Annotated in this window: 4 protein-coding genes, 1 tRNA gene and 3 rRNA genes; 7 read left to right on the top strand and 1 reads right to left on the bottom strand. The window is 65.5% G+C overall.

The window, feature by feature from the left end:
• The first annotated feature begins 56 nt into the window (after positions 1-56).
• From OG898_RS03025 to OG898_RS03000, 6 genes are all read left to right on the top strand, one after another.
• Positions 57-1581, top strand: a 16S ribosomal RNA gene (locus OG898_RS03025).
• A 284-nt stretch (positions 1582-1865) separates the two neighbouring features.
• Positions 1866-4989, top strand: a 23S ribosomal RNA gene (locus OG898_RS03020).
• Positions 4990-5063: 74 nt separating this feature from the next.
• Positions 5064-5181, top strand: a 5S ribosomal RNA gene (gene rrf / locus OG898_RS03015).
• Together the 16S, 23S and 5S rRNA genes with 1 tRNA gene alongside form the textbook arrangement of a ribosomal RNA operon.
• 5 nt (positions 5182-5186) lie before the next feature.
• Positions 5187-5262: transfer RNA gene (locus tag OG898_RS03010), tRNA-Thr, on the top strand.
• A gap of 109 nt (positions 5263-5371) precedes the next feature.
• Positions 5372-6010, top strand: a complete 639-nt coding sequence (locus OG898_RS03005; RefSeq protein ID WP_250751748.1) for a hypothetical protein — start codon at positions 5372-5374, stop codon at positions 6008-6010.
• 175 nt (positions 6011-6185) lie between these two features.
• Positions 6186-6404, top strand: a complete 219-nt coding sequence (locus tag OG898_RS03000) for a hypothetical protein (RefSeq protein ID WP_250751750.1) — start codon at positions 6186-6188, stop codon at positions 6402-6404.
• Between the two features lie 20 nt (positions 6405-6424).
• On the opposite strand, the gene OG898_RS02995 is transcribed toward OG898_RS03000, so the two are convergent.
• On the bottom strand, positions 6425-8947 hold the full coding sequence (locus tag OG898_RS02995) for a SpoIIE family protein phosphatase (protein ID WP_266954835.1): 2523 nt from the start codon (positions 8945-8947) through the stop codon (positions 6425-6427).
• A 285-nt stretch (positions 8948-9232) separates the two neighbouring features.
• Here OG898_RS02995 and OG898_RS02990 point away from each other — a divergent pair, with 285 nt between their 5' ends.
• Positions 9233-14743 (top strand): HAMP domain-containing protein, encoded by a 5511-nt coding sequence (locus OG898_RS02990; RefSeq protein ID WP_266960050.1) that lies wholly within the window; start codon positions 9233-9235, stop codon positions 14741-14743.
• The last annotated feature ends 227 nt before the right edge of the window (positions 14744-14970 follow it).

The raw sequence follows: 14970 nt of genomic DNA, 5'->3' as shown, positions 1-14970 counted from the left end.
TATTCCGACATGACTGTCCCGCTCTAAGTGCGTGTGCACCCGATTACGGGTAAACATTCATGGAGAGTTTGATCCTGGCTCAGGACGAACGCTGGCGGCGTGCTTAACACATGCAAGTCGAACGATGAAGCCCTTCGGGGTGGATTAGTGGCGAACGGGTGAGTAACACGTGGGCAATCTGCCCTTCACTCTGGGACAAGCCCTGGAAACGGGGTCTAATACCGGATAACACTCCTGCCTGCATGGGCGGGGGTTAAAAGCTCCGGCGGTGAAGGATGAGCCCGCGGCCTATCAGCTTGTTGGTGGGGTAATGGCCCACCAAGGCGACGACGGGTAGCCGGCCTGAGAGGGCGACCGGCCACACTGGGACTGAGACACGGCCCAGACTCCTACGGGAGGCAGCAGTGGGGAATATTGCACAATGGGCGAAAGCCTGATGCAGCGACGCCGCGTGAGGGATGACGGCCTTCGGGTTGTAAACCTCTTTCAGCAGGGAAGAAGCGAAAGTGACGGTACCTGCAGAAGAAGCGCCGGCTAACTACGTGCCAGCAGCCGCGGTAATACGTAGGGCGCAAGCGTTGTCCGGAATTATTGGGCGTAAAGAGCTCGTAGGCGGCTTGTCACGTCGGATGTGAAAGCCCGAGGCTTAACCTCGGGTCTGCATTCGATACGGGCTAGCTAGAGTGTGGTAGGGGAGATCGGAATTCCTGGTGTAGCGGTGAAATGCGCAGATATCAGGAGGAACACCGGTGGCGAAGGCGGATCTCTGGGCCATTACTGACGCTGAGGAGCGAAAGCGTGGGGAGCGAACAGGATTAGATACCCTGGTAGTCCACGCCGTAAACGTTGGGAACTAGGTGTTGGCGACATTCCACGTCGTCGGTGCCGCAGCTAACGCATTAAGTTCCCCGCCTGGGGAGTACGGCCGCAAGGCTAAAACTCAAAGGAATTGACGGGGGCCCGCACAAGCAGCGGAGCATGTGGCTTAATTCGACGCAACGCGAAGAACCTTACCAAGGCTTGACATATACCGGAAAGCATTAGAGATAGTGCCCCCCTTGTGGTCGGTATACAGGTGGTGCATGGCTGTCGTCAGCTCGTGTCGTGAGATGTTGGGTTAAGTCCCGCAACGAGCGCAACCCTTGTCCTGTGTTGCCAGCATGCCCTTCGGGGTGATGGGGACTCACAGGAGACCGCCGGGGTCAACTCGGAGGAAGGTGGGGACGACGTCAAGTCATCATGCCCCTTATGTCTTGGGCTGCACACGTGCTACAATGGCCGGTACAATGAGCTGCGATACCGTGAGGTGGAGCGAATCTCAAAAAGCCGGTCTCAGTTCGGATTGGGGTCTGCAACTCGACCCCATGAAGTCGGAGTTGCTAGTAATCGCAGATCAGCATTGCTGCGGTGAATACGTTCCCGGGCCTTGTACACACCGCCCGTCACGTCACGAAAGTCGGTAACACCCGAAGCCGGTGGCCCAACCCGTAAGGGAGGGAGCTGTCGAAGGTGGGACTGGCGATTGGGACGAAGTCGTAACAAGGTAGCCGTACCGGAAGGTGCGGCTGGATCACCTCCTTTCTAAGGAGCACAGTACCGATTGCAGACAAACGTTCTGCACGGTCAGCTCAGGGTGGAACGTTGATTAGTTGGCACCAGATGATCTGATGATTCTCAAGTACTGCTTCGGCGTGGAAAGAGAATTCGGAAGAGGTCTGGTGCTTGGCACGTTGTTGGGTATCTGAGGGTACGGCCGTAAGGCTTTATCTTCGCGATGCCGGCCCCAGTGAACTTCACCTTATGGGTGAGGGTGATGGGTGACTGGTCGTTGCTTGAGAACTACACAGTGGACGCGAGCATCTGTAGGCCAAGTTTTTAAGGGCGCACGGTGGATGCCTTGGCACCAGGAACCGATGAAGGACGTGAGAGGCCGCGATAGGCCCCGGGGAGCTGCCAACTGAGCTTTGATCCGGGGGTGTCCGAATGGGGAAACCCGGCAGTCGTCATGGGCTGTCACCCATGCCTGAACACATAGGGCATGTGGAGGGAACGCGGGGAAGTGAAACATCTCAGTACCCGCAGGAAGAGAAAACAACCGTGATTCCGGGAGTAGTGGCGAGCGAAACCGGATGAGGCCAAACCGTATGCGTGTGATACCCGGCAGGGGTTGCGCATGCGGGGTTGTGGGAATTCTTTTGATCGGTCTGCCGGCCGGTCGGCGAGTCAGAAACCGTTGATGTAGTCGAAGGACATGCGAAAGGTCCGGCGTAGAGGGTAAGACCCCCGTAGACGAAACATCAGCGGCTTGCTTAAGAATCTCCCAAGTAGCACGGGGCCCGAGAAATCCCGTGTGAATCTGGCGGGACCACCCGCTAAGCCTAAATATTCCCTGGTGACCGATAGCGGATAGTACCGTGAGGGAATGGTGAAAAGTACCGCGGGAGCGGAGTGAAATAGTACCTGAAACCGTGTGCCTACAAGCCGTGGGAGCGTCGCTCATTGAGTTTACTCAATGGGTCGTGACTGCGTGCCTTTTGAAGAATGAGCCTGCGAGTTAGCGGTGTGTAGCGAGGTTAACCCGTGTGGGGAAGCCGTAGCGAAAGCGAGTCCGAATAGGGCGATTGAGTTGCACGCTCTAGACCCGAAGCGGAGTGATCTAGCCATGGGCAGGTTGAAGCGGAGGTAAGACTTCGTGGAGGACCGAACCCACCAGGGTTGAAAACCTGGGGGATGACCTGTGGTTAGGGGTGAAAGGCCAATCAAACTCCGTGATAGCTGGTTCTCCCCGAAATGCATTTAGGTGCAGCGTCACGTGTTTCTTGCCGGAGGTAGAGCACTGGATAGGCGATGGGCCCTACCGGGTTACTGACCTTAGCCAAACTCCGAATGCCGGTAAGTGAGAGCGTGGCAGTGAGACTGTGGGGGATAAGCTCCATGGTCGAGAGGGAAACAGCCCAGAGCATCGACTAAGGCCCCTAAGCGTACGCTAAGTGGGAAAGGATGTGGAGTCGCAGAGACAACCAGGAGGTTGGCTTAGAAGCAGCCACCCTTGAAAGAGTGCGTAATAGCTCACTGGTCAAGTGATTCCGCGCCGACAATGTAGCGGGGCTCAAGCGTACCGCCGAAGTCGTGTCATTGCAGCAATAGGGCCAACGCCCGCTGTGATGGGTAGGGGAGCGTCGTGTGCCGGGTGAAGCAGCAGCGGAAGCTAGTTGTGGACGGTTCACGAGTGAGAATGCAGGCATGAGTAGCGATACACACGTGAGAAACGTGTGCGCCGATTGACTAAGGGTTCCTGGGTCAAGCTGATCTGCCCAGGGTAAGTCGGGACCTAAGGCGAGGCCGACAGGCGTAGTCGATGGACAACCGGTTGATATTCCGGTACCCGCTTTGAAACGCCCAATATCGAATCAGGCGATGCTAAGCCCGTGAAGCCGTTCCGGACCCTTCGGGGAAAGGAAAGTGGTGGAGCCGGCGAACCAGACTTGTAGTAGGTAAGCGATGGGGTGACGCAGGAAGGTAGTCCAGCCCGGGCGGTGGTAGTCCCGGGGTAAGGGTGTAGGCCGAGGGGTAGGCAAATCCGTCCCTCATATAAGGCTGAGACCTGATGCCGAGCCGATTGTGGTGAAGTGGATGATCCTATGCTGTCGAGAAAAGCCTCTAGCGAGTTTCATGGCGGCCCGTACCCTAAACCGACTCAGGTGGTCAGGTAGAGAATACCGAGGCGTTCGGGTGAACTATGGTTAAGGAACTCGGCAAAATGCCCCCGTAACTTCGGGAGAAGGGGGGCCATCACTGGTGATCGGATTTACTCCGTGAGCTGGGGGTGGCCGCAGAGACCAGCGAGAAGCGACTGTTTACTAAAAACACAGGTCCGTGCGAAGCCGTAAGGCGATGTATACGGACTGACGCCTGCCCGGTGCTGGAACGTTAAGGGGACCGGTTAGTCACATTTCGGTGTGGCGAAGCTGAGAACTTAAGCGCCAGTAAACGGCGGTGGTAACTATAACCATCCTAAGGTAGCGAAATTCCTTGTCGGGTAAGTTCCGACCTGCACGAATGGCGTAACGACTTCTCGACTGTCTCAACCATAGGCCCGGTGAAATTGCACTACGAGTAAAGATGCTCGTTTCGCGCAGCAGGACGGAAAGACCCCGGGACCTTTACTATAGTTTGATATTGGTGTTCGGTTCGGCTTGTGTAGGATAGGTGGGAGACTTTGAAGCGGCCACGCCAGTGGTTGTGGAGTCGTCGTTGAAATACCACTCTGGTCGTGCTGGATGTCTAACCTCGGTCCGTGATCCGGATCAGGGACAGTGTCTGATGGGTAGTTTAACTGGGGCGGTTGCCTCCCAAAAAGTAACGGAGGCGCCCAAAGGTTCCCTCAGCCTGGTTGGCAATCAGGTGTTGAGTGTAAGTGCACAAGGGAGCTTGACTGTGAGACCGACGGGTCGAGCAGGGACGAAAGTCGGGACTAGTGATCCGGCGGTGGCTTGTGGAAGCGCCGTCGCTCAACGGATAAAAGGTACCCCGGGGATAACAGGCTGATCTTCCCCAAGAGTCCATATCGACGGGATGGTTTGGCACCTCGATGTCGGCTCGTCGCATCCTGGGGCTGGAGTCGGTCCCAAGGGTTGGGCTGTTCGCCCATTAAAGCGGTACGCGAGCTGGGTTTAGAACGTCGTGAGACAGTTCGGTCCCTATCCGCTGTGCGCGTAGGAATATTGAGAAGGGCTGTCCCTAGTACGAGAGGACCGGGACGGACGAACCTCTGGTGTGCCAGTTGTCCTGCCAAGGGCATGGCTGGTTGGCTACGTTCGGGAGGGATAACCGCTGAAAGCATCTAAGCGGGAAGCCTGCTTCAAGATGAGTATTCCCACCTCCTTGAGAGGGTAAGGCTCCCAGTAGACGACTGGGTTGATAGGCCAGATGTGGAAGCCCGGTAACGGGTGGAGCTGACTGGTACTAATAGGCCGAGGGCTTGTCCTCAGTTGCTCGCGTCCACTGTGTTAGTTCTGAAGTAACGAACTGTGTTCATATCCGGTTGGTTAACTTCATAGTGTTTCGGTGGTCATAGCGTTAGGGAAACGCCCGGTTTACATTCCGAACCCGGAAGCTAAGCCTTTCAGCGCCGATGGTACTGCAGGGGGGACCCTGTGGGAGAGTAGGACGCCGCCGAACAACCCGCCCTTTTAGCTCAGTCGGTAGAGCGTCTCCATGGTAAGGAGAAGGTCAACGGTTCGATTCCGTTAAAGGGCTCCAAAACGAGAAGGCCCCCGCCATTGGCGGGGGCCTTTTTGCGTTCCCGGAGTTCTCCCTGCGTATCCTTCGAGTTGATCTTGAGGATGCTGTTCATGGGGAGGAATGCGTGATGTCGGATCAGACTCCGGCCGAGGCCGAGTTCGAGCAGGCCTGGGCCGACGAGAGGTATACCCGGGCGGTTCTGCCGGCCGTGGACGTGAACCGGATCATGGGGGAGCGGTACCTCGCCGCCGAGCCGGTGGCCCTGGACCGGGCGGGGATCTGGGACATGGAGGTCCGGAAGGCCGGCAACCCGGGTGCCTTCATTCCGTACGTCATCAAGGAGGGCTCTGCCTCCGCCTGGGTGCCGGGCCGTACGGGTGTTGAGCTGGGGGCCGAGTTCGTCAGGCAGTCGCAGCAGAGGCTGTGGCTCGAGCCGGACGCGTACGGACTCGTGCTCGAAGAGACGTACCTGAACCACGAGAAGCAGGTGGTCACCTTCCTCGGCCGGGAGACCTTCGCCGACGTGCAGGGCGTGCCCCTGCGCGCGGACGACCGCCAGCCGCTGTTCCACGTGCAGCACGGGGTCGCGGGTACGGACGAGCAGCCGCTCAACACCTGGCGGATCGTGCTGCTGACCGATCAGCCGGACGACCGGCTGGTGAAGGTCTTCGAGCGGATGGCCGGTGATCCTTGGCTGCCCGAGTTCGTCGAGCTGTACGTCCAGGACGTGCTCGGGATCGCGCTGACGCGCCGGGACGACGTCTGAGGGACGGTGTGGAAGGGCCTCTGCCTCGTGGCGGGGGCCCTTTTGTGCGTGAGGGGGGTCCGGGACTTCCCGTCAAGCCCCGAATCTTCGGGCCGTGACCAGGGGCGGGGCTCGGGGCGCAATGGGATCAGCAAGGCAGGAGTTCCCAGGCCCTCGATCCACGGGAGGAACGCTCATGAACACCGACCGGATCCGACACCTCGCCCACACGTTCAGGACGGCCCTGGCTGCCGAAAGCGCCTCCCCGTCCTCGTCCTCGTCCACGCCCTCGTCCGTGTCCCCCTCCCGGTCCGCCGGCGGCCGTGACGCCGTCGTCGAGACGGGCAGTGCCCCCTGGACCGGGGAAATGGCGGCCCCGTCGTTCATGATCCTGGTGCCGGGGCCCCGCCGCTGAGGCGAATGGCGCGACGGTGCTCAGTCGCCGTCGCGCTGCCGGGGGATGCGGAAGGCAAGGATGGCCATGTCGTCGGAGGCCGGTTCGGCGGCGAAGCGTTCCACCGCGCGCAGGACGCGGGAGGCGACGGCGCCGGCCGTGAGGCCCGTACAGGTGGTGAGGACCTCGGCCAGGCCGTCGTCGCCGAGCATGCGCGTGCCCTCGCGGCGTTCGGTGACGCCGTCGGTGACGCAGAGGAGCACGTCACCGGGGTCCAGGGTGAGGGTCTGCTCGTAGAGGTCCAGGTCGTCGAGGACGCCGAGGAGGGGCTGCGGGTCGGCGGCGGAGGTCACCTCGCCGTTCGGGCGCAGGCGCAGCGGCAGCGGGTGACCCGCGCAGACGACCTTCATGTGGGCGCCGCCGTCGGGCTGCGGGTGCAGCTCGCCGTACAGGAGCGTGAGGAAGCGGCTGCGGTCGCCCTCGTCGAGGATCGCCGCGTTGAGGCGCTCCAGCACGGCCGGGCCGCCCAGGCCCTCGCGGGCCAGGAGGCGCAAGGCGTGGCGGGCCAGGCCGGTGACCGCGGCCGCCTCCGGGCCCGTACCGCAGACGTCGCCGATGGCGAACCCGTAGACGCCGGGGCGGATCGGGAAGACGTCGTAGAAGTCGCCGCCCACCTCGTTGCCCTCGCCGGCCGCGCGGTAGATGACCTCGACCTCGATGCCGGGGATGGTCGGGGACCCGGGCGGCAGCAGGCTGCGCTGGAGCGAGCGGCTGATGGCGGTGCGCTCGGAGTAGAGGCGGGCGTTGTCCAGGGCGAGGGCGGCGCGGCGGGAGAGGTCCTCGGCGAGTTCGAGGATCTCCTGCCGGAAGTGCTCCTCGGAGGGCTTGCCGAGGGTCAGCATGCCGATGACGCGGTTGCGGGCGAGGAGCGGGAGGACCACCGTCTCGCCGCCGACCGCCAGGGAGGTCTCGGGCCAGGGGCGGGCGCCGGACTCGCGGACCGGTTCGGGCGGGCTGACCTGGGCGAGCAGGGCCTTGAGGCCGTCGATGCGTTCCTCGTCCTCGTGCAGGACGTAGGAGAGGAACGGGTCGGAGGCCTGGTCGGCGATGGTGTAGACGGCGCACCAGGTCGCGAGGGTGGGGACGGTCATCTGGGCCATGAGGGCCAGCGTCTGGTCCCGGTCGAGGGTGCCGGCGAGCAGGTCGGAGGCCTCGACGAGGAAGGACAGGGATCCGCGGCGCAGCCGTTCGAGCTCGCCGAGGCGAGCCGATTCCACGGCGAGGGCGATCCGGTCCGCGGCGAACTGCAAGCGCAGGGCGTCGTCGTTGGAGTAGCGGCCGGGGACTTCGGCGGCGACTCCGAGGGAGCCGGTGAGGCGGCCTTCGACCTTGAGGGGGACGGTGATGGCGGAGCGCATGCCGGTGGCTTCCAGCAGGGGTACCGCGCCGGGGACGACGACGAGGTCCTCGTGGACGGCGGGCATGCGGGCGCTGCCGTACCGGTTGGTGCCGGCTTCGACGGGGACGCGCGCGAAGCGCTGGCGGGTGGAGGGCAGGCCGGTGGTGGCGCGGACCTCGAGCTCGGTCTCGTCGTCGGTGGCGAGGAGGAGGAAGGCGGAGTCGGCGTCGAGGAGGTCGCGGGCGCGTTCCACGGTGCGCTGGAGGAGGCCGTCGAGGTCGTCGGGGGCGGGGGAGCCGATGAAGATCTCGAAGGGGTCCGTGGGGCGGGACTCGGTGAGCTGGCCGCCGTCCATGGGGACCCGTACGGGGCTCTGCAGCAGGGCCCGCTCGTCGTCGTGCACGAGCAGGCAGACGATGGAGGGCTCCCCGTGGGCATCGCGGACCCGCAGGTGGGAGGCGTAGATGGGGATGACGCGGCCGTCGGCGCCGCGGATGCCGTAGCTGCCCTCCCAGCGGGACAGGCGCAGGGCCTCGGCGATGCCGGTACCGGTGCCGGGGGTCTGCGGCCAGGCGGCGAGCTCGGCGAGCGGGCGGCCGACCGCCTTCGAGGCGAGGTGGCCGAAGATGATCTCGGCGTCCTCGTTCCAGGCGGAGACGGTGCCGGCGGAGTCGATCTGGAGGACGGCGACCCGGACCCGGCTGTCGGCCAGGGGGAGCAGCTGGTCGGGGACGACGGGTCCCGCGGAGCGGGTACCGACCGGACGGTCCGGCATGTCGAGCCGGAACCACACGTGCTTGTGCGTGGCCGTGTACTCGACGCCCCAGCGGGTGGCGAGGGCGGCGCAGAGCATGAGCCCGCGGCCGTTCTCGCGGTCGGGATCGGCGTACGGGCGATCGCCGGGGTGCTGGAGCGGGAGCTCGCGCTCCGGGTAGCGGTCGGCGACCTCGACCCGTACGCCGTCCTCGGTGCGCAGGCACAGGACCTCGGCGCGGGTGCCGGCGTGGACCACGGCGTTGGTGACGAGCTCGCTGGTGAGGACCACCGCGTCGTCGACGATGTCTGCGAAACCCCAGCCCTGGAGGGTGTCGCGGACGAATGCGCGGGCAGCAGCGACTGAACGCCCCTGTGGATCGAAACTGGCAGCCGCCCGTGCCGTGATCACAAGTCTCCTTCGACGCGGTGGACAACGGATGCCAGGTTACTTACCTTCACGGTCGCCATGGTGCCGTCGTCTGGGAATCCACCCGCAGGGTGCGGCCGGTGTGCGATGGTGCCGGAGTGTTATGGCCGGGTTCGGCCGGGGTGAAACACTGGGCAGGCTTGGAGTCACGCGGTACATGGGCACTGCGTGGATGGGCACGGCGTAGATGGGCACGGCGTAAGTGGACGCGGTCTGATGAACAAGATGCCCGGTGGAACAGTGGTCGACCCCTTCGGGAGGGACACGGTGGAGGCTGGCGCGGCGGTGCGGCGTACGGGAACGCGCCCGAAGGGAGGACGCTCCCGGCGGGGCGTGACGACGGAAGTCGATACCGCGGCCCTGAACAGGCTGCTCACGGCCTTGGTGTCGATGCGGGACGGTAACTTCCGCAAGCGGCTGACGGTGTCCGGCGACGGGGTGATGGCGGAGATCGCCGCCGTCTACAACGAGGTCGCCGACCGCAATCTCCACCTGACCGGGGAGCTCTCCCGTGTGCGGCGCATGGTCGGCCGCGAGGGCAAGCTCAGCGAACGGCTGGAAACAGGCGCCTGCGAGGGCTCCTGGGCGGCCGCGATCGACGCCTCGAACCAGCTGGTGGACGACCTGGCCCGGCCGGTGTCCGAAGTGGGCCGGGTGCTGTCGGCGGTCGCCGAGGGTGATCTCGACCAGCGCATGGACCTGCGGACCCAGGCCGCGGAGGGGGCCGGGCACCCGCTGCGCGGGGAGTTCCTGAAGGTCGGGCGGACGGTCAACAACCTGGTCGACCAGCTCTCCGCGTTCACCGACGAGGTGACGCGGGTGGCGCTGGAGGTCGGTACCGAGGGCAAGCTCGGCGGCCAGGCGCAGGTGCGCGGAATGTCCGGATCCTGGAAGGATCTGACCGACTCCGTCAACACGATGGCGTACCGGCTCACCGCCCAGGTGCGTGACATTGCTCTCGTGACGACGGCGGTGGCCAAGGGCGATCTGTCGCGCAAGGTCACGGTGCACGTGGCCGGCGAGATGCTGCAGCTGAAGAACACCGTGAACACGATGGTGGACCAGCTGTCCTCGTTCTCCTCCGAGGTGACCCGTGTGGCCCGCGAGGTGGGTACGGAGGGTGAGCTCGGCGGCCAGGCGAAGGTGCCCGGGGTCGCGGGCGTGTGGAAGGACCTGACCGACTCCGTCAACACCATGGCCGGCAACCTGACGGCCCAGGTGCGCGGCATCGCGCAGGTGACCACGGCGGTGGCCAACGGCGACCTGTCGCAGAAGGTCCGGGTCAGCGCGCGCGGCGAGGTCGCGCAACTGGCCGAAACGATCAACCAGATGACCGAGACGCTACGGACCTTCGCGGACGAGGTCACGCGCGTGGCCAGCGAGGTCGGGGCGAAGGGCCTGCTCGGCGGGCAGGCGCAGGTGCCGGGCGCGGCCGGGACGTGGAAGGACCTCACCGACTCGGTGAACACGGTCTTCCGCAACCTCACCACGCAGGTGCGCGACATCGCCCAGGTGACGACGGCGGTGGCCAACGGCGACCTGTCGCAGAAGGTCACCGTGAACGTGGCCGGCGAGATGCTGGAGTTGAAGAACACCGTCAACACGATGGTGGACCAGCTCCAGTCCTTCGGTGCCGAAGTGACGCGGGTGGCCCGTGAGGTCGGCGTCGAGGGTGAACTGGGCGGGCAGGCGCAGGTGCCGGGCGCGGCCGGGACGTGGAAGGACCTCACCGACTCGGTGAACACCGCCTTCCGCAACCTCACAGGGCAGGTCCGCAACATCGCCCAGGTGACGACGGCGGTGGCCAACGGCGACCTGTCGCAGAAGGTCACGGTCGACGTCTCCGGCGAGATGCTGCAGCTGAAGAACACCGTGAACACGATGGTGGACCAGCTGTCCTCCTTCGCCGACCAGGTCACGCGGATGGCGCGGGACGTGGGCACGGAGGGCCGGCTCGGCGGCCAGGCGCGGGTCGAGGGGGTGTCCGGCACCTGGAAGGAGCTCACCGACTCCGTCAACTTCATGGCCGGGAACCTGACCTCCCAGGTGCGCCAGATCGCCCAGGTGACCACGGCGGTGGCCCGCGGCGACCTCTCCCAGAAGATCGACGTGGACGCCCGCGGAGAGATCCTGGAGCTGAAGAACACCATCAACACGATGGTCGACCAGCTCTCGGCCTTCGCCGAGCAGGTGACCCGGGTGGCCCGGGACGTGGGTACGGAGGGCCGGCTCGGCGGTCAGGCGCAGGTGCCCGGCGTGGCCGGCGTGTGGCGCGACCTGACGGACTCCGTGAACGGCATGGCCGGGAACCTGACCTCGCAGGTCCGCAACATCGCGCAGGTCGCCACCGCGGTGGCGCGCGGCGACCTGTCGCAGAAGATCGAGGTCGACGCCCGCGGCGAGATCCTGGAGCTGAAGAACACCCTCAACACGATGGTGGACCAGCTCTCGAACTTCGCGGAGCAGGTGACCCGGGTGGCCCGCGAGGTGGGTACCGAGGGCATCCTGGGCGGCCAGGCGGAGGTGAAGGGGGTCTCCGGCACCTGGAAGGACCTCACGCAGTCCGTCAACTTCATGGCCAACAACCTGACCTCGCAGGTGCGCAACATCGCCGAGGTGACCACGGCGGTCGCCATGGGCGACCTCTCCAAGAAGATCACCGTCGATGCCAAGGGCGAGATCCTGGAGCTCGTCACCACGGTGAACACGATGGTGGACCAGCTGTCCTCCTTCGCCGAGCAGGTGACGCGGGTGGCCCGCGAGGTGGGTACCGAGGGCATCCTCGGCGGCCAGGCCCGGGTGCGCGGGGTCACCGGCATCTGGAAGGACCTCAGCGACAACGTCAACACCATGGCCGGCAACCTGACGGCCCAGGTGCGCGGGATCGCTCAGGTGTCGACCGCGGTGGCCAACGGCGACCTGACCAAGACGGTCACCGTCGAGGCGCGCGGCGAGGTCGCGCAGCTCGCCGACACCGTCAACACCATGGTCAAGACCCTGTCTTCCTTCGCCGACGAGGTCACGCGCGTGGCCCGCGAGGTGGGCACGGAAGGCCGCCTCGGCGGCCAGGCGCACGTGCCCGGGGTCTCCGGGACCTGGAAGGACCTCACCGACTCGGTGAACTTCATGGCCTCCAACCTCACCGGCCAGGTGCGGCAGATCGCCATGGTCACGACCGCCATCGCCAAGGGCGATATGACCAAGAAGATCGACATCGATGCGCGTGGGGAGATCCTGGAGCTCAAGACCACGATCAACACGATGGTCGACCAGCTCTCCTCCTTCGCCGACCAGGTGACCCGTGTGGCCCGCGAGGTGGGCACCGAGGGCATCCTCGGCGGTCAGGCGCGGGTCCGGGACGTGGACGGCACCTGGCGGGACCTGACCGAGTCCGTGAACGAGATGGCCGGAAACCTCACCCGGCAGGTGCGCGCCATTGCGGCCGTGGCCACCGCGGTGACCCGGGGCGACCTCAACCTGAAGATCGACGTGGACGCCGCCGGCGAGATCCAGGTCCTCCAGGACAACCTCAACACGATGATCGCCAACCTGCGCGACACCACCTTGGCCAACAAGGAGCAGGACTGGCTCAAGGGCAACCTCGCCCGCATCTCCGCCCTGATGCAGGGCCGCCGCGAGCTGGACGACGTGGCCTCGCTGATCATGAGCGAGCTGACGCCGGTGGTTTCCGCGCAGCACGGGGCGTTCTTCCTGGCGCTGCCGACCGGGGGCACCACCGAGATCGGGACCGACGGGGGCGCGGACGGCTCGTACGAGCTGCGGATGCGCGGGAGTTACGCGTACGCCGGCGGGCAGATGCCCATCTCCTTCCGGCCGGGCGAGGGACTGATCGGGATGGTCGCCGAGGAGAAGCGGATGGTGCTCATCGAGAACACCCCGCCCGGCTACCTGAAGATCTCCTCCGGGCTCGGCGAGGCACCGCCCGCGCACGTGATCGTGCTGCCGGTGCTCTTCGAGGGGAAGGTGCTCGGCGTCATCGAGCTGGCCTCCTTCCAGCCCTTCACGCAGATCCAGAAGGACTTCCTCAGCCAGATCGCCGAGATGATCGGTACGAGCGTCAACACCATCTCCGTCAACTCCAAGACGGAGATGCTGCTCAAGCAGTCGCAGGAGATGACCGAGCAGCTGCGCGAGCGCTCCGACGAGCTGGAGAACCGGCAGAAGGCCCTCCAGGCGGCCAACGCCGAGCTGGAGGAGAAGGCCGAACTGCTGGCCCAGCAGAACCGGGACATCGAGGTGAAGAACACCGAGATCGAGGAGGCCCGGCAGGTCCTGGAGGAGCGTGCCGAGCAGCTCGCGGTCTCGATGCGGTACAAGAGCGAGTTCCTGGCGAACATGTCCCACGAGCTGCGGACCCCGCTCAACTCCCTGCTGATCCTGGCCAAGCTGCTCGCCGACAACGCGGACGAGAACCTCTCGCCGAAGCAGGTGGAGTTCGCCGAGACCATCCACGGGGCCGGCTCCGACCTGCTCCAGCTGATCAACGACATCCTCGACCTGTCGAAGGTCGAGGCCGGGAAGATGGACGTCTCCCCGACGCGGATCGCGCTGGTCCAGCTCGTCGACTACGTGGAGGCCACCTTCCGGCCGCTGACCGCGGAGAAGGGGCTCGACTTCTCGGTACGGGTCTCCCCGGAGCTGCCCGCCACCCTGCACACCGACGAGCAGCGGCTGCTCCAGGTGCTGCGCAACCTGCTGTCGAACGCGGTGAAGTTCACCGACACCGGGGCGGTGGAGCTGGTGATCCGGCCCGCCGGGGCCGATGTGCCCATCGCGATCCGCGAGCAGCTCCTGGAGGCCGGTTCGCTGCGGGAGGCCGACGCCGATCTGATCGCCTTCTCGGTGACCGACACCGGGATCGGGATCGCGGCGAGCAAGATGCTGGTGATCTTCGAGGCGTTCAAGCAGGCCGACGGGACCACCAGCCGCAAGTACGGCGGCACCGGCCTCGGACTGTCCATCAGCCGGGAGATCGCCCGGCTGTTGGGCGGGGAGATCCACGCGGCGAGCGAGCCCGGGCGCGGCTCGACCTTCACGCTGTACCTGCCGCTGCACCCGAGCGAGCTGCCCCCGCAGGGGTACGCGCCGCCGACGCCCGGCGGGGCGCGCGGGGAGCTGTACCGCCGCCCGGCCGCCGAGGAGGCGCGGCCCGAACTGCCGGCGGCGCCGATGGCGCAGGGCCCCGTAGGGTCCGTGGGGCCGATGGCGCTGCCGCGGGCCGGGGAGCCGGTCGGGCAGGGGTCTTCGGCGCTGTTCCGGCGGCGCCGCAAGGCGATGGCCGAGCCGCCGCTGCGGGCGGAAGTTCCCGGACAGGGCGACGCGGAGGCGTGGGCCGTCGAGGAGCCGCTGCCCACGGCGCCGCGGACGTACGACTTCCACGGCGAGCGGGTGCTGATCGTGGACGACGACGTGCGCAACGTCTTCGCGCTGACCAGCGTGCTGGAACAGCACGGTCTGGCGGTGCTGTACGCGGAGAACGGCCGGGAGGGCATCGAGGTCCTGGAGCAGCACGACGACGTGGCGCTCGTGCTGATGGACATCATGATGCCGGAGATGGACGGGTACGCGACGACCTCGGCGATCCGGCGGATGCCGCAGTTCGAGGGGCTGCCGATCATCGCGCTGACGGCGAAGGCCATGAAGGGCGACCGGGAGAAGGCGATCGAGTCCGGTGCCTCGGACTACGTGACCAAGCCGGTCGAGCCCGACTATCTACTGTCGGTCATGGAAGGGCACATGCGCGGGGCCGGGGCGTGACCGGGCGGGCGGAGGGGGACTCCCGAGGGAACCTTCTGCCCTTCCACCACGTTTCCGCTTCGTGCGCTGTGACATCTTGGTGACAGGGTGTGGCGATCTCGGGACTGGGGCTACGATGACCGGCACAAGGACGGACGGCGCAAGGATGCCGTCCTCTGGGGCGGGGCCCGGCGCACAGGCCGGAGCCAGGAGCCGGGGAGGCCCCATGCCGGGGCGAGGAGGACAGG

The sequence above is a fragment of the Streptomyces sp. NBC_00193 genome, from assembly GCF_026342735.1.
GTDB classification, from domain to species: domain Bacteria; phylum Actinomycetota; class Actinomycetes; order Streptomycetales; family Streptomycetaceae; genus Streptomyces; species Streptomyces stoeckheimensis.
This window is presented reverse-complemented; position numbering and strand designations above follow the sequence as displayed.